The 20,783-nt window shown below is 64.0% G+C and carries 20 protein-coding genes, 1 tRNA gene and 1 pseudogene; 12 read left to right on the top strand and 10 right to left on the bottom strand.

Annotated elements, in window-relative coordinates; translation table 11 throughout:
- The first annotated feature begins 59 nt into the window (after positions 1-59).
- On the top strand, positions 60-986 hold the full coding sequence (locus tag AC0L3B_RS30010; protein ID WP_473381511.1) for a DMT family transporter: 927 nt from the start codon (positions 60-62) through the stop codon (positions 984-986).
- Positions 987-1,110: 124 nt separating this feature from the next.
- Positions 1,111-3,798 (top strand): PAS domain S-box protein, encoded by a 2,688-nt coding sequence (locus AC0L3B_RS30015; protein WP_018455290.1) that lies wholly within the window; start codon positions 1,111-1,113, stop codon positions 3,796-3,798.
- Between the two features lie 100 nt (positions 3,799-3,898).
- Here AC0L3B_RS30015 and AC0L3B_RS30020 read toward each other — a convergent pair whose 3' ends face one another.
- Positions 3,899-4,249: a GrlR family regulatory protein gene (locus AC0L3B_RS30020; protein ID WP_085395594.1), complete on the bottom strand. Its 351-nt coding sequence runs from the start codon at positions 4,247-4,249 to the stop codon at positions 3,899-3,901.
- A gap of 257 nt (positions 4,250-4,506) precedes the next feature.
- Here AC0L3B_RS30020 and AC0L3B_RS30025 point away from each other — a divergent pair, with 257 nt between their 5' ends.
- On the top strand, positions 4,507-5,004 hold the full coding sequence (locus AC0L3B_RS30025) for a hypothetical protein (RefSeq protein ID WP_473381512.1): 498 nt from the start codon (positions 4,507-4,509) through the stop codon (positions 5,002-5,004).
- 50 nt (positions 5,005-5,054) lie between these two features.
- Here the strand turns inward: AC0L3B_RS30025 and AC0L3B_RS30030 are convergent, their stop codons facing one another.
- Positions 5,055-5,438: a VOC family protein gene (locus tag AC0L3B_RS30030; RefSeq protein WP_018455287.1), complete on the bottom strand. Its 384-nt coding sequence runs from the start codon at positions 5,436-5,438 to the stop codon at positions 5,055-5,057.
- 179 nt (positions 5,439-5,617) lie between these two features.
- Between AC0L3B_RS30030 and AC0L3B_RS30035 the strand changes: the two genes are divergently transcribed.
- The 3 genes from AC0L3B_RS30035 (at position 5,618) to AC0L3B_RS30045 (ending at position 7,106) form a co-directional block, all read left to right on the top strand.
- Positions 5,618-6,187 carry a hypothetical protein gene (locus AC0L3B_RS30035; protein ID WP_018455286.1) on the top strand — a complete coding sequence of 190 codons (570 nt, stop codon included), beginning with the start codon at positions 5,618-5,620 and terminating at the stop codon, positions 6,185-6,187.
- Between the two features lie 159 nt (positions 6,188-6,346).
- On the top strand, positions 6,347-6,877 hold the full coding sequence (locus AC0L3B_RS30040) for a hypothetical protein (protein WP_085384250.1): 531 nt from the start codon (positions 6,347-6,349) through the stop codon (positions 6,875-6,877).
- 152 nt (positions 6,878-7,029) lie between these two features.
- Positions 7,030-7,106 (top strand) — tRNA-Arg (locus AC0L3B_RS30045).
- A 50-nt stretch (positions 7,107-7,156) separates the two neighbouring features.
- Here AC0L3B_RS30045 and AC0L3B_RS30050 read toward each other — a convergent pair.
- From AC0L3B_RS30050 to AC0L3B_RS30060, 3 genes are all read right to left on the bottom strand, one after another.
- Positions 7,157-7,309, bottom strand: coding sequence for a hypothetical protein (locus AC0L3B_RS30050; protein WP_018455284.1), 153 nt, complete (start codon positions 7,307-7,309; stop codon positions 7,157-7,159).
- Between the two features lie 156 nt (positions 7,310-7,465).
- Positions 7,466-8,431 (bottom strand): AraC family transcriptional regulator, encoded by a 966-nt coding sequence (locus AC0L3B_RS30055; RefSeq protein WP_247336114.1) that lies wholly within the window; start codon positions 8,429-8,431, stop codon positions 7,466-7,468.
- Between the two features lie 439 nt (positions 8,432-8,870).
- On the bottom strand, positions 8,871-9,143 hold the full coding sequence (locus tag AC0L3B_RS30060) for a hypothetical protein (RefSeq protein WP_018455281.1): 273 nt from the start codon (positions 9,141-9,143) through the stop codon (positions 8,871-8,873).
- 312 nt (positions 9,144-9,455) lie between these two features.
- On the opposite strand from AC0L3B_RS30060, the pseudogene AC0L3B_RS30065 reads away from it, so the two are divergent.
- Positions 9,456-9,896 (top strand): annotated as a pseudogene (locus tag AC0L3B_RS30065) (host attachment protein); the annotation flags it as partial.
- A gap of 50 nt (positions 9,897-9,946) precedes the next feature.
- On the opposite strand, the gene AC0L3B_RS30070 reads toward AC0L3B_RS30065, so the two are convergent.
- Positions 9,947-10,210: a hypothetical protein gene (locus tag AC0L3B_RS30070; RefSeq protein WP_018455280.1), complete on the bottom strand. Its 264-nt coding sequence runs from the start codon at positions 10,208-10,210 to the stop codon at positions 9,947-9,949.
- Between the two features lie 289 nt (positions 10,211-10,499).
- Here AC0L3B_RS30070 and AC0L3B_RS30075 point away from each other — a divergent pair, with 289 nt between their 5' ends.
- From AC0L3B_RS30075 to AC0L3B_RS30085, 3 genes are all read left to right on the top strand, one after another.
- A complete protein-coding gene (locus AC0L3B_RS30075; protein WP_007603109.1) occupies positions 10,500-10,946 on the top strand; it encodes a hypothetical protein in 447 nt (148 codons plus the stop codon).
- 102 nt (positions 10,947-11,048) lie between these two features.
- The gene (locus AC0L3B_RS30080) at positions 11,049-11,921 is read left to right on the top strand and encodes a DMT family transporter (protein WP_473381513.1); all 873 of its coding nucleotides are present in this window, start codon (positions 11,049-11,051) and stop codon (positions 11,919-11,921) included.
- Positions 11,922-12,019: 98 nt separating this feature from the next.
- Entirely contained in the window at positions 12,020-12,760 is a 741-nt protein-coding gene (locus AC0L3B_RS30085) for a hypothetical protein (RefSeq protein WP_085360890.1), read from the top strand.
- Between the two features lie 60 nt (positions 12,761-12,820).
- Here AC0L3B_RS30085 and AC0L3B_RS30090 read toward each other — a convergent pair whose 3' ends face one another.
- Together AC0L3B_RS30090 and AC0L3B_RS30095 are read right to left on the bottom strand one after the other, a co-directional pair.
- Positions 12,821-13,135 carry a hypothetical protein gene (locus AC0L3B_RS30090; protein WP_018455277.1) on the bottom strand — a complete coding sequence of 105 codons (315 nt, stop codon included), beginning with the start codon at positions 13,133-13,135 and terminating at the stop codon, positions 12,821-12,823.
- Positions 13,136-13,201: 66 nt separating this feature from the next.
- Positions 13,202-14,605: a cryptochrome/photolyase family protein gene (locus AC0L3B_RS30095; protein ID WP_247336224.1), complete on the bottom strand. Its 1,404-nt coding sequence runs from the start codon at positions 14,603-14,605 to the stop codon at positions 13,202-13,204.
- Positions 14,606-14,796: 191 nt separating this feature from the next.
- Between AC0L3B_RS30095 and AC0L3B_RS30100 the strand changes: the two genes are divergently transcribed.
- Positions 14,797-16,527: a methyl-accepting chemotaxis protein gene (locus AC0L3B_RS30100; RefSeq protein WP_247336117.1), complete on the top strand. Its 1,731-nt coding sequence runs from the start codon at positions 14,797-14,799 to the stop codon at positions 16,525-16,527.
- A gap of 56 nt (positions 16,528-16,583) precedes the next feature.
- Here the strand turns inward: AC0L3B_RS30100 and AC0L3B_RS30105 are convergent, their stop codons facing one another.
- Positions 16,584-17,243, bottom strand: a complete 660-nt coding sequence (locus AC0L3B_RS30105) for a peroxiredoxin (protein ID WP_018455274.1) — start codon at positions 17,241-17,243, stop codon at positions 16,584-16,586.
- 392 nt (positions 17,244-17,635) lie between these two features.
- On the opposite strand from AC0L3B_RS30105, the gene AC0L3B_RS30110 reads away from it, so the two are divergent.
- Positions 17,636-18,208, top strand: coding sequence for a hypothetical protein (locus tag AC0L3B_RS30110; protein ID WP_085360898.1), 573 nt, complete (start codon positions 17,636-17,638; stop codon positions 18,206-18,208).
- 57 nt (positions 18,209-18,265) lie between these two features.
- On the opposite strand, the gene AC0L3B_RS30115 is transcribed toward AC0L3B_RS30110, so the two are convergent.
- A complete protein-coding gene (locus AC0L3B_RS30115) occupies positions 18,266-20,131 on the bottom strand; it encodes an alkaline phosphatase family protein (RefSeq protein WP_204511441.1) in 1,866 nt (621 codons plus the stop codon).
- Between the last annotated feature and the right edge of the window lie 652 nt (positions 20,132-20,783).

A 20,783-nucleotide genomic window follows, 5' to 3' on the forward strand; every position in this document is an offset into this window, starting at 1 on the left:
GTATCGGCGAGGGCAGACGCGCTAGGTTCCGTCCCTGACAACGGGATCGAGCGCGCGACATGGACAACCGACAGGGCAATCGGCAGGACAACAACATCGCCGTCGAGCTGGCGCTGCTCCTCGCGCTCGCAACGCTCTGGGGCGGCTCCTACACCTTCATCAAGCTCGGCGTCGCCACCATTCCTCCGATCACGCTGATCGCGGCGCGCACCACGATTGCGGGCCTGCTGCTGCTCGCGATCATGTGGGCGCGGGGCATCAGGCTGCCGACGGATGCCGCGACCTGGCAACGCTTCGCCTTCCAGGCCGTGCTCAATAGCGTGATCCCCTGGACATTGATCGCCTGGGGCGAGCGCCACGTCGATGCCGCACTTGCGACCATCCTCAACTCGGCCGGCCCGATCTTCACCTTCCTGCTCACGGCGGTCGTGACGCGTCACGAGGCGACGACACCGCGAAAGCTGGTCGGGGTGGTCGCCGGCATGGCCGGCATCCTGCTGATCGTCGGCGTCGATGCCTTCCATAATGTTGGAAGCGGCCTCGTCGCGGAGGCCGCGATCGTTGCCGCCACCATCTGCTACGCCTGCGCCGCGATCTTCGGTCGCGGCTTCAAGGGCCTCGATCCCATGGCGCCCGCGGCCGGCTCGTTGCTGGCGGGGGCGGCGGCGCTGCTCCCGGCCTCGCTCATCGTCGAGCAGCCCTGGACGCTGTCGCCCTCGCTGAGTTCCGTGCTGGCGCTGCTCGCGCTGGCGACCTTCTCGACGGCCGCGGCCTTCGTGATCTATTTCCGCCTGATCCAGACCCTGGGCTCGGTCGGCACCACCGCGCAGGCCTATCTCCGCGTGCCGATCGGGGTTGCCATCAGCGTCGCCTTCCTCGGCGAGAGCCTGAGCCGGACCGCCTGGATCGGCCTTGCCTGCGTCGTCCTCGGCGTCGCCGCCATGACCATCCCGGCGCGGCGGCCGGCCGTGGTCAAAACGTCATAAAACCGGGGCCAAGGAGGCCGGCAGGGCTTCAACATTAAGGATATTCGGCGGCCAGACGCATGTTCCCCCGGGACTGCAATACGTCGTATATTGGAGCTCCAATGGCCCGGTCCACACATCACCAATGTCCGCCGAATTGACGCCGACCCCTGAGAAAAAGCGAACATTCTCGCTCTCCATCGGCCAGCTCACGTTCGGCAGCTTCCTTCTGGTGCTGGCGGTGATCATCGTCACCTCGACCGCGAGCGTGATCGCGATCCGGCACATCGACACGACCTTCGCCGAGCTGCAGCGGCTGCAGAGCGTCGGCGACCTCGCCGAGGACATCGACCGCCGCATGAACGAGCTGCGGCTCGCCGCGCGCGACTTCGTCACCGACCCTGGCGCCGGCATCCAGTTCAAGCAGGTGGGCGAGGCGGCTTCGACGCTCAGTGACATCCTGAAGAAGACCCGCATCGAGCTCGTGCCCGAGCAGCAGGATATGATCGACGGCGTCAGCGAGCGGCTTGCGACTTATCGCAGCGGCCTGGAGCGGATCTCGACCTTGATCGACCGCCGCGCCCAGCTGCTTGCCGGGCTGCCGCCGCTCCGCGACCAGTTCGACGCAGCTGTCTCCGGCACTGCGGACCGAGAGCTGGCGTCCCGCCTGTCGGAAGCGCAGAGCCGGATCGCGCTTGGGTTGCTTGCGCGCAACCCGTCCGCGGCCGAGCAGGCGGCGCAGAGCATGCGGGCGATGGGCGTCACTGATCCCAAGCTCAGATCGGCGGTCAACGAGTACGCCGAGGCGATCATCGCGGTCGCGGTCCGTGAACGGCAGATCGCCGACATCGACCGCGAGGTGCTGGGAACCGAGGGTCGGCTGATCGGCCGCGTCACCGAATTGCTGCGCGAGGTCAGCGCCCGGCGCGGTCACGTGCTGTCGCGCGACTTTGCCCGCACGCTGACGGAGGCGCGCTGGCAGAGCATCGTGCTCGGTACCATCGGTGTGCTGATCGGCATTCTCGCGGCCGGCTTCGTGGTGCGGCGGACGGTCCGTCCGCTCGCCCAGATCGCGCGGTCGATCCGCGCGCTCGCAGCCGGCGAGAAGAACACCTCGATCCCGTCCGCCGACCTCGACAACGAGATCGGCGACATCGCGCGGGCGGCCGAAGTGTTCCGCCGTGCGCTGGAGGAAGCCGACACGGCACGCGAGGCGGCGGTGCGCGCACTGACCGAGCAACGCCTTGCCGAAGAGAGCTACCGGAAACTGTTCGAGGGCTCGGTCGACGGCATCTATGTCACGACGCCGGCCGGCGACCTCCTCAACGCCAATCCGGCGCTGGCGCGGATGATGGGCTATGACAGCCCCAAAGACCTCATCGACAGCATCAACGACATCGCCCACACCATCTACGTCAATCCCGAGGCTCGCGTCGAATATCAGCGGCTGATGGCACGCGACGGTATGGTGCGCGAGTTCGAATACCAGGTGCGCCAGCGCGGCGGCGACATCCTGTGGCTGTCCGACAGTGCCACCGGCGTCCGCGACGAGGCGGGCAACATCGTCCGCTATGAGGGCACGCTGCGCGACATTACCGACCAGAAGCGCGCGGAAGACGCCATTGCCGAAGGACGGCGCCTGCTCCAGCAGGTCATCGACACCGTGCCAGCGGTCATCAACGTCAAGGACCGCGACCTGCGCTACGTGCTGATGAACCGTTACATGGCCGGCATCTTCGGAATCGAGCCCGGCGATGCGCTCGGCCGCACCACGGCCGACCTGATGTCGCGCTACGGCGCGGCCAAGTCCGACGAGAGCGACAAGCGCGTGCTGACGCTGCGAAAGGGCCTCGGCTTCTACGAAGAGGAGTACATTGATTCTTCCGGCCACATGCGGCAATGGCTCGTCAACAAGCTGCCGTTGCTCGATGCCGAAGGCGAGATCGAGCGGATCGTCACCGTGGCGCTCGACATCGGCGAGCGCAAGCGCGGCGAGCAGGAGATGCGGAAAGCCAAGGAATCCGCCGAGACCGCGCTGCGCAATCTGCGCGAGACCCAGGCCTCGCTGATCGAGGCGGAGAAGCTGGCGGCGCTCGGGCGCCTCGTCGCCGGCGTCGCGCACGAGGTCAACAATCCCGTCGGCATCAGCCTCACGGTCGCCTCCGCGCTGGAGCGCAAGACCGCGATGTTCACCGCCGAAGTCGAACGCGGCGAGCTGCGCCGCTCCACGCTCAACGACTTTCTCCATACCAGCCGCGACGCGTCCTCGCAGCTCGTCGCCAATCTCAATCGCGCCGCGGAGCTGATCCAGTCGTTCAAGCAGGTCGCCGCCGACCGCAACTATTCGGACCAGCGCAGCTTCGATCTCGGTGACCTCACCGAGCAGGTGGTGATGAGTCTGCGGCCCGGCCTTCGCAAGCACAATCTGACGCTCAATGTCGAGTGCCAGCCTGATCTGACCATGAACAGCTATCCCGGACCCTACGGCCAGGTGCTGACCAATCTGTTTCTCAACGCGGTGGCGCACGCCTTCCCGGACGGCCGGCCGGGGACCATCGACATCCAGGTGCGCGAGTCCGGCAAGGACAATGTCGAGATCATCTTCTCCGACAATGGCTGCGGCATGTCGCTCGACGTCCGCCGCCGTGCCTTCGATCCGTTCTTCACGACGCGGCGCGATCAGGGCGGCACCGGCCTCGGGCTGCACATCGTCTACAGCATCGTCACGAACAGGCTCGGCGGACGGCTCGATCTGGATTCCGAACCGGGCAGCGGCACACGTATCCAGATCATCCTGCCGCGCGTGGCGCCGCTCGAGCAGGCCGCGGAATAGCTCACGCGTTTTCGAGCGAAGTGGATGCCGGTCCGCGTGACGAAAATGCGTCGAAACAACAATTGAGAGCTTCAGTTCTGATTCAATCAGAACCGAAGCTCTAGTCGGCCTCTGCAAGCTTATGCAGCGTCGCGCCGAAAATCTGGCTGGCCTTTCCGACCAGCGCGGTGCCCGTCATGTCCCCGCGCGTCTCCGTGAACGTGCCGCTGAGGCCGATGCCGACCGCGGCAGGCCCGCCGAACAGCGGATTGTCGTCACCCCGCGGCGAGGTGTGACGCTGGACCAGCACCTCGCCCTTGAAGGTGTTGTCCTTCACCGTGTAGCTGCCGGTGTAATAGAGATAGGCGTCGCCGCCAAGAATCTTGCCGTCGCGAAAAAGAATCACGCCGCTGCCCTTGCCGACCCGACCATCGAGCAGGTTCACGTGAATCGAATAGAGGCCGTTCTTCATAACGTCCCGAGGCCGGCCGCCATCGCCCAATGGCGTAACCGGTGGTGCATTTATGCCAAAGGGCATGCGGCCACGCAACGCGGCAGTTTGGCCGCCGACCTTGCGAGCCTGCCCGTGAGCCGTAATTGTCCCGGCTTGTCTATGACACCGCCATGACGGTCTGATCATGAAGCGAGGCCAGTCGTTGCGAATCAAGTTGGCCCGCGAAATGCATAACCATTGTTGCACTGGCCGCGGGGTGCTGGAGCAAGACAAACGTGAGCAACTGGATCGATTCCGGCGGCGAGAAGCCGCGTCTGTACAGTGTGCGTCCCACGATTTGCGAAACACGACAACGGCGGATCGGCGGCGCAGCACGCTGGCGAACCGTGGCGAGCCTAGCATGCGTCCTGGCCCTGATCGCACTCGCGGCCCCCTTCGGCCACGCGCGCGACCGCGGCCAGTTCGTCAACGCCAATGCCGAATTGAAGGCCTGGTTCGACGGACTGCGAAGCGGCAAGGGGCCTTGTTGCTCCGATGCCGACGGCTCGGCGCTCTCGGACGCCGACTGGGACAGCAAGGACGGGCATTATCGGGTCCGCGTCCCGCGTTATGGCTACATGATCGACGGCCGACCGCAGGAGCTCGTCTGGGTCGACGTGCCCGAGGAGGCCGTGATCTCGGAGCCGAACCGGGTGGGGCGCACCATGGTCTGGCCGATTCACGGCTACATGGGCGTCGCCGTCCGCTGCTTCATGCCCGGCAGCATGACTTGAGCACGCCGGGCGGCAACGTCGCCCGGTGAGCCGATGCGGCGCGCGCCGTGTCAGGTATATTTCTTGTCGCGCTCGAGCAGCTCGATGGAGATGCCTTCGGGGCCGCGGATGAAGCAGATGCGCACGCCGGGGCGGATCGTGGTCGGTTCGCGCGTGAAAGTGACGCCCTTGGCCTTGAGCTCGGCGGCGACGGCGTCGATGTCCTTCACCGTGAGACCGAAATGGTCGAGGCCTTGATGCGGGTGCGGCGGCGGCGGGTTGACCGCATTGTCGCCCTCGAGGGGCGCAATGAAGATCCTTGCGCCGCCGAGATTCACGTCGATCCGTCCGGGCGCTTGCACGATCTCGCCACCGAGGATGTCCCGCAACCAGGCCGCCGTGGCCTCCGGATCGGGGCTGCGCAGATGGACGTGATCCCAAGTGACGACTGGCATTTCGTGTTCTCCCGACGGATCTTGATGTTGCAGCGCATGTTAGCGGGCTCGGCCCGTGACCGCCACCGCTCTTGCCGACTCGGCAGCTGCGCGGGAACCTTAGTTCGCCTTCCGGATTAAGTAAGCAGTGGCCGAATCCGTTGTCGAAACGTGCTTCCGCTGCGATCGGTGAGGCAACCATGAGCGCTGGGTTTGACCGCATCGGGTTAGGGCGTTTCGCCGGGACCGGCGAACGACTGGCGCGGGCGGTGACGATCGCGAGCGTTTCATTTGGGCGAGGCCTGCTGTGGCTGTTGGCGGCCATCATCGTCGGTTGCGGCATCTGGATGCTGCTCCCCGTCTCCAGAGGCAACAGTGCCGAACCGGTGAGGTCTGACGTGGCAGCCGTCGAGACGGCGCCTTCGCGCGATGCGGTCGCCGTGTCGCCGGCCTCCGAAGCTCAGATTCCGACAATGGCAGAACTCGGCCGGATCAGGATTTCATCTCAGACCTGGCGCCGCGGCGGCCTTGGATCGAAGGCGCTGGTGACGCTCACGCTGCGCAACGACAACGACTATGCCGTAAAGGATGTCGAGATCGTCTGCGCTTTTGCGCGGCGTGATGGCAGTCATCTCACCGACCGCACCCGCGTTCTGGCGGATCCGGTCAGCATGAAGAGCCGCAAGACTTTTGCGCGCATTCCTGTCGGCTTCGTCAACGTGAATGCCGATCAGGCGAAGTGTTCGCTTGTGGCAGCACGCCGGACCTAAGGCCGGCAGTGCCGGGTAGCGGAAAAGTTACTGTCCTGGGGGTTGGCCGAAAAACTTGGCGTCGCCATTTGAACCGAACGGCTGGGCCAGGAACTAATTAAATGATCGCCTGTTAAGGCGGAGAGCCCACGCGGGGATGCGGCGGGCGGAGCGTGGCCAATGCCCATCTTTCGGTATTTCTTCTTCGTCGGTGGAGCCTTGCTCGCACTGCTGTTCGCGGCGAACTACGTTCTGCCGACTTCGCCTGTGACGCAGGCTATCGCAACCGCAAGCAACGAACAGCCGTTGATTCGGATCCGGTCCGATCGCCACCTGCCGGAGCGTGTCGTACTCGACACCAGTCAGCCGACGCTTGCCGCCCCTGCGGCGAAGATCGCCGCCGTCGCGGCTCCCCAGCCGCCCGTGGAGAGCATGTCACCCGCTTTGGCCGAGATATCAGCCAAGGCGCGGGTCCGCGAGACGTTCGCCCAATTCACGCCGGCCGCGAAGGCCGATACCGCTGCGGTCAAGAAGACCGAGGCCAAGACGCAAATTCAGCCGCAAGTTCAGGCGCAGGCCCAGCCTCCTCAGACCCCGGCGCAGCAGCCCAAGCGCAAGGTCGCCAGAACGCATCCGGTGCCGCAGCAAGGGCGGCCGATGATGGTGATGGCGCAGCAGCCGCATTTCGGCTTCTTCAACAGCACCTGGTGAGGGCGGGTCTGACCCGTCCCGAATCGAGGCCGGAAGGGCTTTTTATTGGCCGGCCTCTCTGCTAATTCGAACCCATCCGAACGTCGCCCGGCCTGCTGGCTCGCCAGCAGCTATCTGGGGCGTCTCGGTTACGGTCCAAGATCTGGGCCAGGGCGCTCGTAGCTCAGCTGGATAGAGCATCGGATTTCGATTCCGAGGGTCGGGAGTTCGAATCTCTCCGAGCGCGCCACTTGCAGGGCCAGAGTTTTCTCGGATCTGGCGCGAGGCCGTGAGCCGCCTCTATTTGCCTTGGATCTTCAGCCCGTTGGGACCGACATTGATTTGCAGGCCATCGGGCTGCTTCTTCGTCTGGTAGAGATTGTAGCCGAGCACGGCCGCCGTGACGACCAGAGCACCGATGATCAGAAACAATACGTTGCGGCTGATAGACATTTTTTTCCTGAACCACTTGGTTGACGGCGAGAAAAAACCCGCGTGCGGGGCGCGGGGTGCTTCAGTGCGCCGCCGGCGCACTGCTTGGATAATGCGGTTCGAAGGAACTGGTTCCCTTGAGGCGCGCGCCGCGTCGGAAGGCCGGAGCCTATCTGGTCAGCGTGCCGTCGGACCGGCTTGCCGGCCCCGTGCCAGCGTGTCGGACGGCGCTTCGTGGAAGGTCGCGCGGTAAGCTGCGGCAAACTCCCCCAAATGGTGAAAGCCTTGGGCGCGCGCGCATGTGGCGACGTTGGCACCCCCGCCTTTGAGAAGGCGAGACCGCGTCGCCCACAATTTTTTCAGGCGAATGTATTGATGCAGGCTCATGCCACGCACCTTGCTGACGGCGCCGCCGAGCGTCCGGATCGAGACGCCAAACTCGCCGGCGAGATCGGCGGTATAGATCGGAGCAGTCGGATGTGCTGCGACGTAATCGTCGATCCGCTGCACGAGTTTGATCGACCGCTCGCCCTGGACGGAGGCACTCCGGTCCGAGAGCGAATCAATGCGAAACAGATCGTCGAGCGCGAGCAGCAGGCCTTCCTGGAGATGGGCGGCGACCTCGGTCGTTTCGAACAGGGCCGGCTGCACCGACGCGGTTCGCAGAATGTCGAGCAGGAGCTGCCGAATGTGGAGCAAAGCGGGGCGGTTCGCGACATAGGCCCGCAAGTCGTCCGCCTGATCGAACCAGCCCCGGTCGCTCATGCCGGGTGAGAAGATGATCATCGCATGATGATTGGTCCGGCGCTCGACGAAATGGCATTCATCGCTGCCGCGGAGCGCGATGAAGAAACGCGTGTCCAGATCCATGCCCTTGGAATTGACCTGAAGGTCGTCCGTCATGGGCAGGATCACCATCCCCCCGGGCATCCGATAGGCGGCGTCGAGGATGCGCGCGAACGAGCGCATCATGACGATGCGGCAGCCGGGCAGGGAGACGACAGCACGAGCCGCCGCGAAATTCCGGACGTCGAGCGGAATGCTTCTCGCATCCTCCATCGACTCGATCGGCCGAAACGCATCGACGTCGGCAAAGCCGATCAATTGAAGCGCCGAGGATGGGGCGAGGGCGTCGAACAACATGCGTGCGACCGTCTGCTGCAATATGACAATCAAATGAACGTCGGAACATCGCCATCAATGGCGAAACATCGCGCTTCAGTAAACCGGATTCCGGGCCGTAGTATTGCGGACATCATGGCCTGAAGCTTGGCGGATCGATGTCGCCGTCAACGGTCCCGAGTCATCGGCTGGCCGGATGCGAGGTCGATGAAATGCAGCCGCGTGCAGGCGGGACAGGCGAAGGAGGCAAAGCTCTGCGCCTCCTGTCTCAGTTGCTTCTCCAGACGTGTCTGCACATTCATACCCGTCTGGGGACATCGAAAAACGATCAAATCGACCATCGTCGGAGAATGACGGCGTGGCGGATTGCGTCTTTGATCTAGATCAGTTTTGGAATGACTCCAGACCAACATCCTTGATCTCGCAAAAGCGAAGGGGCCCCGAAGGGCCCCTTTTAGAATCACCAGCGGCGATAGCGTGGTCCGTAATAGCGAGGGCCACCGTAAAAGCGCGGTGCATATCGGGGACCGTAATAGGGCCGCGGGGCGTAGTATCCATAGTAGTTCGGGCGCCAGAAGCAGCGTCCCCAGGCGTCACAGACCATGCGGACCTGCTCGACGTCGGAGACCTGCGGCGTCGCAGGAGCAGGCGCGATGGGCATGGCAGACGCCGCCGATGATGCGACCAACGCACCGAACAGGGACGCGGCGACGAGGCCAATTCTAAGCTTCATGATGTCTTTCTCCGCTTACGCAATACAGGGATATCGAAGTTTGTTCTGATCAAATTGTGGCGGGACCGAAATGTAATGCTGATGAACAGGTCTTCAGCCCAGCCCGCCGCAGGCCTGACCTTTAGCTCCGCCAGACTATCCCAGGTTCGCGCTCTTGACCAATGCTGCGCTTGCGTTGCGCTCCGCAGGACATCGCCGCCATCCTTGATCCCGCGCAATTCGTCGGTGCAGCTTCGTCCCTAAGCTTGGCGTCGTGGCCAGCTTTCGAGCATTTCGATGAGCTGGCTAGCGAGGTGGCTTTGGAGCTGTGCAATGGACCAAATGAGAATCGACAAGGGTGACTGGCTGGTCGTGTGCGACGGGCGCAAGGCGCTTATTCGGAAAACCTCGGCGACGAGATGTTTCCGAACCTCCACACCAGGGAGGTGCACGAACAGCCCAATCCCTCGACCGGTGCGCAAGGGACCGACGCGCCGGGCAGGCTCCACGGCGCGGCCGGTAGCACGCGCAGCTCGGTGGAGCAGACTGATTGGCACGACGAGGCCGAGCGCGCCTTCCTGCGCGGCCTGGCCGGACGGCTCGATGCCACCGTCAGCTCAGGCGAGAACCTCGGCCTTGACCATGGTGGCCTCGCCGCGTGCGCTTGGGATGATTCGCGCCGATTGTTCGGATGTGGTGCGCAAGGCACTCCAGGGCGAGGTCGGCAAGGACCTCGTCAAACTGCCGGTCTACGAGATCGAGAAGCAATTACTGCTGTCCGCGCCGCCAAATAGCGGCCCCCGCAGAGGACCCGCCTGCACCCCTCAGAAGCAGGGGTGCCGACGGCGGTCCTGGCCGACATAGGCGGCTGCGCTCTGGTAGCAATGGTTGGTCGACGGGCCGTCGTAAAAGGCGAACGTCCCGGGCGTAATGCCGGGCCCGTAATTGTGCAGATAGCTGATCGGGTAGGGCAGCGGGTTCGTGTAGTGGCGATGGTACCGGTGGTATCCCCGCGCCTCTGCGAGGCCAGGGGCAAGGATTGCGGCCGACAGGACAGCAACCGCGGCTACAAGCTTCAACTTGCTCATCTCGAATCTCCGGAACCCGCACGAATAGGTCAGCCGTTTATAGCCAGTTCGGGCGGCCGGAACACCCGTCTGCAGCCCGGAAATCGACGCCAATCCCGCAGATTCCGGGGTGGGTGTGACAGAATTGCCGGTTCTGTGGTCCGGACTTGCCCATTTTTGGCCTTTTCGAGATGCTTAACGAATTCCCCACACAAGTATGACCAAAGAGAATTAGCTCAAGACTCCTGTTGCCGGCTTCTCGGGGTTCATAGACCGGTCCATTCCTGAAGGCTTTCGCCGTCACCTCGCCATGCGCATCACGCTTCTGAGCCTGCTGTTGCTCTCGGTCGTCGCCGCCACGCCGGCGCGGGCCGAGCTGCATATTACCCGCGACCACGGCGGCTATGTCGAGGAGTACAAGGCCAAGTACAAGCGCGTCCGCGAGAAGGGCGAACGCGTCATCATCGACGGCATCTGCAACTCGGCCTGCACCCTGGTGCTCGGCATCGTGCCGATGAACAAGATCTGCGTGACGCCGCGCGCCAGCCTCGGCTTCCACCAGGCTTACTACGACAAGGCCTTCACTTTCGGCATCAAGGTCACCAGCGCGGAGGGGACGTCCGACCTGATGGCCTACTACCCCGACACGGTGAAGGACTGGATTCGCCGCAATGGCGGGCTCACCACCGACATGAAAAAGATCAAGAACGGCGTCGAGCTCTGGAAGATCATCGATCCCTGTCCGGACGAATGGTGAGCCGCTGAGCCGTCCGGTCCGTCGCAGCGCAGCATCGCCCGGACGAAATTGGCCGAAATTCGCATTGCCGCATCGGCCCCCTGTGAGGCAATGAGGGCGCCAATGAACCACAATCAAGAAGCCCTGGCCGCCCGCGCCGCGCCGATCCTGTTCGTCCTGCTCTGGAGCACGGGCTTCATCGGCACCAAATACGTCGTCAACAATGCCGATCCCTTGACCTACCTCGCGATCCGCATGGCGTTCGTGGTCGGTCTGATGGCGATCATCGTCGCGATCGCGCGACCGAAATGGCCGGATCGTATCGGCATCGCGCACAGCGCAGTCGCGGGCATTCTCGTCCATGGCTTCTATCTCGGCGGCACCGCGATCGCGATCGCGCACTCGATTCCGGCCGGGCTCTCCGCGCTCATTCCGGGCCTTCAGCCGATCCTGACCTCGACCATCGCCAACCGCTGGCTCGGGGAGAAGGTGACGCCGGTGCAATGGGCGGGGCTCGTGCTTGGCCTCGGCGGCGTGGTGCTGATCCTGCACGGCCGTCCCATGACTGGCGAAGCCGGGCTCGGCTGGCTCGCCTCGGTGGTCTCGCTGATCAGCATCACGCTCGGCACGCTCTATCAGCGCCGCTACTGCAACCACATCGACTGGCGCGCCGGCAATCTCGCGCAGTACGTGTCCGTCACGATCTTCTTCGCGATCGGCGCGTTCCTGTTCGAGGACCGCGTGGTGCACTGGACGCGCGAGTTCATGCTCGCGCTGGCCTGGCTCGCCGTGGCGCTCTCGATCGGGTCGATCGGGCTGCTGTACTGGCTGATCCGCCACGCCGCCGCCACGTCTGTTGCAAGCCTGTTCTATCTGGTGCCCGCCGTGACGGCGCTGATGGCTTATCTGCTGTTCGGAGAAAAGCTCGATGCGCTGGCGATCGCGGGCATGGTGATGTGCGCGGCCGCGGTGTTCGTGGTCAACCGACGCTTCTAGGGCCGGCGGGCCAAGCCGCTCGAATACATCCCTGACGTGCGCGGCGCGTTCGTGCTAGGGTCGGCGCATTTCAGTGCCCCTTTCACAGGTGATTTTCCATGAAGAAGGCGAGACGCGCATTGCTTGGCAGGTCCCTGAAGCCAGTCCGGATTGCCTGCATTAATTATGCAGAGGAGATGATGAGCGAGCAGGTGATGGCGCGGCTCACGGCCGCGCTGCAGAAATGCTATGACGAGCACTTCCTGCCGGTCTGGGGCTACCCCGTCGATCTCGACGTTACCCGCAAGCCGAAGCCCACTGACTGGCAGTTGGTCTATTTCGACGATGCGACCCACAAGAATTTCCTCGGGCGGCATGAATTGACGCATCGGGGACAGCCGATCTCGAAGATCTTCCTCAAGGCGCTGTCCAAGGACGATCCGGTCAGTCTGGCAGCCTCGCATGAGCTGTTCGAGATGGTGCTCGACCCTATGGCCAATCTGTGGGCCGACAAGACCCGGCACACCCAATACGCCTACGAGGTCTGCGACGCAGTGGAAGAGGACGCCTTCGTCGTCAACGATCTCCCGATGTCGAACTTCGTTTACCCGTCCTGGTTCGAACCCTTCAAGCATCCCCGCGGCACGAAGTTCGACCACATGGGATTGCTCAAGGAGCCGTTCTCGATGACCGAGGGCGGCTACGTCATCAAAAAGGTGAACGGCAGGAGATTGATCAAGCAGTTCGGCTCGCCCGAGAAGCGCCGGCGCTTCAACGCCGAGGACCGGCGCGGCCATCGCAGCGAATTTCGCGATCCGCAAGGCAAACATCACCCGGGCCGGCGCGCAGCCAAGCGGTGAGGGTAGGATATCGCTGGAGCCGTCTCCGGGCGCGTCCGCCCGGAGACTTGAGCGTTGCGATCAGCGCTTGGCCTTCGTGGCCTTCTTTTTCGACTTGGCAGCTTTCTTGGTGGCCTTCTTTGCTGTTTTCTTGGCCGCCTTCTTCGACGACTTCTTTGCAGCTTTCTTCGAAGTCTTCTTGGTGGCCTTCGAAGTTTTCTTCGGAGCCTTCTTGGCTTTCTTCTTGGACGCCTTCTTCGGCGCTACCTTCTTCGCAGCCTTCTTGGCGGCTTTCCTGACCTGCTTCACCGCAGTGACAGCGGCGTCCTTGGTCGCTTCCACGGCGGTGGTGATCGTGTCCATCGCCTGTTCGGTGATCGGCTTGTCGTCGTCCATATCGTCCCCCACGGTTTGCATGGAGCGGTGACGATAGCGCGTTTCATAATTGTGTCAAAGCAACGCTCAACCTTTGCGGATCTTTGCGTAGGCGGTGAGCGCGCGCTCTCGTCCCTTGGCATGATCGACGATCGGATGCGGATAGCTCTTGCCGAGCGTGACGCCGGCGCTCGCAAGCTCGATCGGTGTCGCCTGCCAGGGCTGATGGATCAGCTCGGGTGGCACATCCTTCAACTCGGGCACCCAGCGTCGCACATAGGCTCCATCCGGGTCGAACCTCTCGCCCTGGAGCACCGGATTGAACACGCGGAAATAAGGCGCCGCGTCGGCGCCGCAGCCGGCGACCCACTGCCAGTTGGCGGGATTGCTGCCGGCATCCGCATCGACCAGCGTGTCCCAGAACCAGCTTTCGCCGTCGCGCCAGTCGATCAGGAGGTGCTTGACCAGGAACGAGGCGACGACCATTCGCACCCGGTTGTGCATCACGCCAGTGTGCCAGAGCTCGCGCAGGCCGGCGTCGACGATGGGATAGCCGGTGCGGCCGCGCTGCCAGGCGGAGAGCGCCTTGGCGTCGGGCTTCCATGGGAAGCCGTCGAAATTCGCTTGCAGGTTTTCGGTTGCAAGATTGGGGTGGTCGTGCAGCAGGTGCCGGCAGAACTCACGCCAGCCGAGCTCGCTCAGGAACTTGTCGACGCCGGGTCCGATCGCGGGATTTTCCGCCGCGGCGAACCGCGCGGCGTGCCAGACCTGGCGCGGGCTGAGCTCGCCGAACCTCAAATGCGGTGACAGGCGTGAGGTGCCCTCTCGGTCCGGGCGGTCGCGATCGCCGACATAGCCTTGTGCGGTGTGCTTGAGGAAGTCGCGCAGGCGAGCGCGGGCGGAAGCTTCGCCCGGGGTCCATGTCTCGCGCAGGCCGCCGGCCCAATCTGGCTTGCCAGGCTCAAGCTTCCAGGTCTCCAGCGTGTCACTGGCGACCGTCGGCGCAGGACGCAGGTCCTTCGGCGCCGGCAGGGGCTTTGGCGGATCGCCGAGCGCCAGCACGCGCCGCCAGAATGGCGTGAACACGCGCAAGCCGCGGCCTTCCTTGTTGCGGATTACCGCGGGCGGAACGAGCAGGTCGCCGGGGAAACATTGCGAGTCCACGCCGATCTTTGCCAGCGCGGATTCGAGCTGCCGCTCAATCGCCTGATGCGGCGCCTGTGCGATCCCGTTCCAGTGGACCGTGCGGGCTCCGCTCTCACGCGCCACCTCCGCGATCACCCTGGCTGCCGGCCCCTTGCGCAGGATCAGCGATCCGCCGCGCGTGGCAATGTCCGCGCCGAGCGCCCGCAGCGACTGCGCCAGCCACCAGCGCGCCGCGGCGCCCGGCGCTCGCCCGGCCGAATCGTCCAGCACATAGAGGCAGATCACCGGCGCGCCGGTCTTCGCAGCCGCCTTGGCGGCAGCGTGGAGGGCGGGGTGGTCGGACAGGCGGAGGTCGTCGCGAAGCCAGACGATGATAGGCGGAGCGCTTGGCGTAGTGCTTAGCGTAGTTCTGGGCGTGGTCAGGGTGGCCTCGTTAACGATTTGGAAAGCATGTCGCGTGCTGCGATGGAACCGTCATTAATGCGACCGTAAGCCGATTGCACGAGTATGCAGGAATTACGGAGGTGATTTCATTCATGTACGGACGAGCAACGGCGAAGTTTCTGCCGCAATTCAAACTTGGCACCAAGGCGCTCCTGTGCGCGGTGTTGCTGATCGCCATGAATACGGCGCTCGTGGTTGGCGCCGGCTATTGGTCGCTCAGCTCCGCTTTCAACGATCGTGCGCTCCGCGACATCGAGGTTAGCCTGCGGACGCTGGCCCTGGCCTTTGCCGAAATCGTTCCCGATGCGAAGATCACGATGCGGGATGGCGCGGTGGCGCGCGCCGAGATTCCCAAGATGCCGGACTTCAGGGATCACGCCATCGTCGATCGCGCGGTGTCCTATGTCGGCGGCAACGCGACCCTGTTCGTGTTCGACGATGCGAGCGGGCAGTTCGTGCGGCGGTCGACCAACGTGAAGAAGGAAAATGGCGACCGCGCCGTCGGGACCCAGCTTGCCGCCGATCATCCGGCGCAGGCGCTGCTGCGTCGTGGGGAGGCCTACAAGGGCCCGGCCACCCTGTTCGGCAAGTCCTTCATGACCGCCTATTTCCCGATCGCCGACGCCAGCGGCAAGGTCGCCGGCATCCTCTATGTCGGCATCCCGATGGCCCAATTCGAGAGCATGCTGGCCCACACCATCGAAAGCATGGCGATCGCCGCCGGGCTCGCGGCGCTGCTGGTGCTGGTTCTGACCTTGCTGGTCGTCCGCCGCGTCACCAAGCCGCTCACCTCAGTGACGCGCTCGCTGACCGCGCTCGCCGAAGGCCAGAGCGACGTCGAGATCGATTGCGAGAATCGCGCCGACGAGATCGGCGAGATCGCCCGCACGGTCGGGGTGTTCAGGAGCAATTCGCAGGAGCGGGCGCGGATGCGCAGCGAGCAGGCGGCCGCTTCGGCTGCGGCCGCCGAGCAGCGCAAATCCGAGCTGCGCAATTTCGTCGAGGAGTTCCGGGGCGGTGTCGGCGGCATTCTCGACAAGGTGCTGACATCGTCAGGCGAATTCGAGCGGACGGCGCGGCAGCTCACCGACACTGCGCGCTCCACCGCCGATCTGTCGGCGCGGTCGGCCGGAGCTTCCGAAAGCGCCTCCGAGCACGTGCGTTCGGCGGCGTCCGCCTCGGACGAGCTGTCTCAATCGATCTCCGAAATCACCCGGCGGGTGCAGGAATCGAACGTCATTTCCGCTGAGGCCGTGCGGCAGGCCGAGGCGACCGATCAGCGCATCGCGCAGCTCTCCGAGGCGGGCGCGCGCATCGGCGATGTCGTCAAGCTGATCACCTCGATCGCCGAGCAGACCAACCTGCTGGCGCTGAACGCGACCATCGAAGCCGCGCGCGCGGGCGATGCCGGCCGCGGTTTTGCGGTGGTGGCCCAGGAGGTCAAGACGCTCGCCGGCCAGACTGCCAAGGCAACCGACGAGATCTCGAACCAGATCGCCAGCATGCAGCTTGCGACCGAGGAATCGGTTGTCGCCATCAAGGCGATCAGCCAGACCATCGAGCGCATCAGCGGCATCGCGGGCTCGATCTCGGCGGCGGTCGAGCAGCAGAAGAGCGCGACCCAAAACATCGTCGCCAGCGTTCGCGCGGCGGTATCGGGCACGGCCGATGTCGCCGTCAACGTCCGTCAGGCCGCCGAGGGTGCGAACGAGACCGGTGAGACGTCCAGCCGGATGTTTGCTTCCGCTCAGGCGTTGTCGGGCGAGAGCCTGCATCTGAAGGCCGAGGTCGAGGGCTTCCTCGAACGCGTGCGCGCGGCGTAAGAGCTAACATCGTCGTCCCGGGCGGCGCTGACGCATCGCCCGGAATGACAGTTCCGTTATTTCGGCTGCGGCACGATCCGGATGTAGGGCTTCGGCTCCTTCCAGCCTTGCGGGTAGATCGTCTTGGCCTCGTCGTTGGAGACCGAGCCCGCGATGATGACGTCGTCACCCTGCGACCAGTCGGCCGGGGTCGCGACGCGGTGCTTGGCGGTGAGCTGGAGCGAGTCGATCACGCGGAGGATCTCCTGGAAGTTCCGACCCGTCGTCATCGGATAGACCAGCACCAGCTTGATCTTCTTGTCCGGCCCGATGATGAAGACGTTGCGGACCGTCTGGTTGTCGGCGGCCGTGCGGGTGAGGGGATCGCCCGAAATCGCGGCCGGCAGCATGCCGTAGAGCTTGGAGACGTTGTAATCGGTGTCGCCGATCATCGGATAGTTCGGGGCCGCGCCTTGCGTCTCCTTGATGTCCTCCGACCATTTGGAATGGCGGTCGACCGGATCAACCGAGAGGCCCATCAGCTTGACGCCGCGCTTGTCGAATTCCGGCTTCAGCTTGGCCAGCGCGCCGAGCTCGGTCGTGCAAACCGGTGTGAAGTCCTTCGGGTGCGAGAACAGCAGCGCCCAGCTATTGCCGATCCAGTCGTGGAACTTGATCTTCCCTTCGGTGGTCTCGGCTTCGAAGTCGGGGGCGGTGGTGCCAATCGGAAGTGTCATGGTTCTACCTCATGTTATTGAATTTACTTGCGAATTCATCTTTGACCGTCGCGGCCATTATAGGGTCTCCGCGATCCCAAGTGAACGCTAACTGAACCGCTTCAAGTAAAATGTGAATTCCTTCTTTGAAGGCCTGATTTCCTAGCACCTTTTTGTTACAGCCGCGCCCGCGGCGAAACATCTCCACCGGGGCTATACGGGCGTGATTGCCCCGAGAAAGCCTTTTATGACTTCCATCACGCTCGCCCGGCGCTCGCCAGAACCAAAATGGTCCTGACAGCGACCAATTGGCAACTATCTCAAAGAGTCGCGATCCCGGTGCCGAATCATTAACCACCCCTTTACGCCGGCATGAAAATGCTGGCCGATCAGAAGAAATCTGGAAGTGAACTATGTCTGCCGCTGCGCATAAGTCTGTTGAGTCACCGTCCCTCGAACCATCCTGCCGCGATACCTCGACCCATGCACTGACCATCGTGCGCGACGGCGTGATCACGGGCGAAGGCCCGACCACCAAGGGAAGGGTGCACTTCTCCCGCTCGCTCGATGCCGATGACACCGCCTGGTGCGCCCGCATCCTCACCGCCACGGCCGTCAACGACCAGCCGGTCAGCCGCACTGAGGCCGAAGTGCTGTTCGAGATCAACGAAGCCGCCACCGAGCGCACCGATGGCGGCCGGTTCGACGACCTGCTCGCCAAGGCGGTAGCTCATTATGCCGCGAGCGCCTCCGGCCTGAAGGTGCCGCCGCGCAGCGTGGCGCTGTCGGCCGAGTCCGACATCGAGAGCTGGGCGCCGTCCTATGCCTCCAAGGTCAACAGCGAAATGCTCGAGTGGATCGCCGGCCAGATGCGCGGCAAGCGCCAGAACAACCGTCGCCTGATGGCGATGGTGGCGACCTTCCTGGGCGCCACCGCGCTGCCTCTGGCGGGCCAATTGCCGAACGTGTTCGACATCGGCATGTAAGATTTTGGGCATGTAAAATTCTGCGCCTTTCACGAAGGACGCATTTGAACGGCGGGGTTATTTCCCCGCCGTTTTTTGTTTGCCGGCGTCCGGCTCCAGCCCGAGCGTGCGGCCGGGGAAGCCGGCCGTGTCGAAATAGCGCTGGCTGCCGACGCGCTGGAAGTTCAGCACGGTCTGCAGGCCGTTCTCGGACTTCTTCGACTTCTCGACCCCCTTGTAGGCCTTCGGCACGATGCCGTTGGGCAACGCCTCCGACATCACGCGGCCGACGAGACCGCCGTTCTGAGAAGCGCGCAGACCGAGGAGCTGGGCGGCCGTCATGCCGACGTCGGCATTGCTGACCGGGATCTCGCTGACATAGCCGGCTTTGAAGTCCGGACCGACCGCGGCCATGAAGTTCATGGTGTCGCCGCGGCTGAAGCTGCCATGCATGCCCTGGCCCTGGCGCAGCACGGTGTCGGCGACCTGCACCGAGCAGTTGGTCGGCGCCTCGCCGCAATCGCTGGCATAGGAGCGGAAGTTGACCACGATCGCCGGCGTCGGCGTCGCCGCCTTGCCGCGCAGATTGATGCTCGACAGCGGCAGCGTGCCGGGGAAGCGGCCGAGCGAGTCATCGACGAACAGGCCGGAGACGTAATCCTGCTCAAGCAGCAGCTTGACGGTCTTGGCCGCCAGCTTCTTGTCTTTGGTCGGCAAATAGATCAGGTCAGAGCCGCCATTGGTGGCGACGACGAGATCGGGCTTTTCCGGATCCTTGCCGAGCACGCCGTTGCCGGCCTTGGGATGCTTGTTGCCCTCGACCTTGGCGTTCTTGTCGTTGGGATCGAACAGCGGCAGGTCGAGCGCCTTCGCCAGATCGAGCGCCAGAAAACCCATCGGCAAAAAGTCCTTCGGCGTGTCGTCATAACTGACCTTGGCCGAGGGGCTGGTCTTGCTTTCCTTGGAGATGGTCGAGAAGCCGTGGTCGGCCTGGACCATGATGTTGGTGGTGGCGGCAAGGCCGAGCTCGTCCAGCGCCTTGCGGAGCTGGGCGAGGTTGTTGTCGGCATTCTTGATGCCGGCCATCGAGGTCGGCCCGTTGATGCCGGGCATGATCTGGTTGAGGCTGTCGCCGGTGTTGTGCTGACTGCCATCGGGGTCGCGCGACCAGAACACCAGCACGAACGGCTTGTTGCGCGCCTTGAACATCGGCAGCACGACCTTGGCCGCGACATCGGCGAAATAGGCCTGCTGCGCGACGTTGGCCGCCGTGGTGCCGGGCGTCTTGGCATCGCCCGCCTTGGAGTTGTCGCCGCGCGGCGGCGTGGCGAGGGGCAGGCCGGCCTTGGTGAGAGCGGCCTTGACCTCGTCCGACAGCGCCACGCCGTTCTTGCCGCCGGTCGCATCGTCGAACACGACCGAATGCAGGCCGGCCTTTTCGGGCTTGTCGGTGTGGTCGAACTGATAGGTCGGACCATGCTTGCCGAGCGCGGCGGTGCTGTAGCCCTTGTCGCGGGCCAATTTCAGGATCGTGTCCTCGTTGAGGTAGTCGCCCTTGAAATGCTCGTCGATGTCGCCAAGCACGGCGTCGTTCTCGATGAAGGGGACCACGGTGTCGCCGGCGGGTACCGAGGTGTAGTTGGTCCAGATCGTATTGGAGAACACGCCGGTATCGCCGAGATAATGGCCGGTCGACATCGCCGAGCCGTTGGCCATGGTGAAGGTCGGGAACAGCGAATGCGAATTCTTGAAGTTGACGCCCTTGTCGCGGATTTCGGCCATTGCGGGGGCGGTCTCAGGCGTGACCTTCAGCGCCCGCAGACCGTCCGGAATGAACAGGATCAGGTTACGGGGCGTGTTGTTCTCTGCGGAGGCAGGTCCGGTCGAAAATCCTGCGGACAACACTGTCAGTCCGGCTGACAGCAAAACCAGCGAACGGCGCATCAAAATCTCTCCCTGCGAGGCGGCTTGGCCGCCAACCGCGGCCCCCGGCTTCGTTTAGTTTCGCTGCATGACGGTTTTGTTACAAGAGCGGAGCGCCATGTAAAGAAGGACAGGGGCCCCGCTCTGCGCGGCGTCCGGCGGCACGAGATCGCGGTGTCGGCACGCGCTGCTTCAGCATCGTTATTGCGAGCGCAGCGAAGCAATCCAGAATCTTTCCCCGGCGGCAGACTGGATTGCTTCGCTGCGCTCGCAATGACGGAGTGAGTGGCTGGCAGCGTCGCGCTTCGATTCGCATTCCGAGCGGCAGACACACCTTCGCCCTCTCGCGGCGCATTTCGCCCGAGCTTTGCTTGGTCGCCTCACCCTCAAAATGAAAGAGGGCGCAGGGAAGACCGGGTGCCGGCTGGCACCCGCGGTCCACTGTGCGAGATTGTCGTAAGAACAATGCACAGCGGCATACAGGTGAAGCCCAACATCCGGCCTTCCCTGCGCAGTGGCTTTACGGCTTATGTCGTGCTCTCCCCGGGGAGCGATGCACTATTGCCCCCGTCGCCTTGCGGATGGCTGATGCGTGTGCCCGGTTGGGCAACCCACATCACCGCAACGCTTGACGCACAGACCCCGGGCGTCAGGACCACACGATTTTGCCGTA

The organism is Bradyrhizobium sp. Kon56 (genome assembly GCF_055807635.1).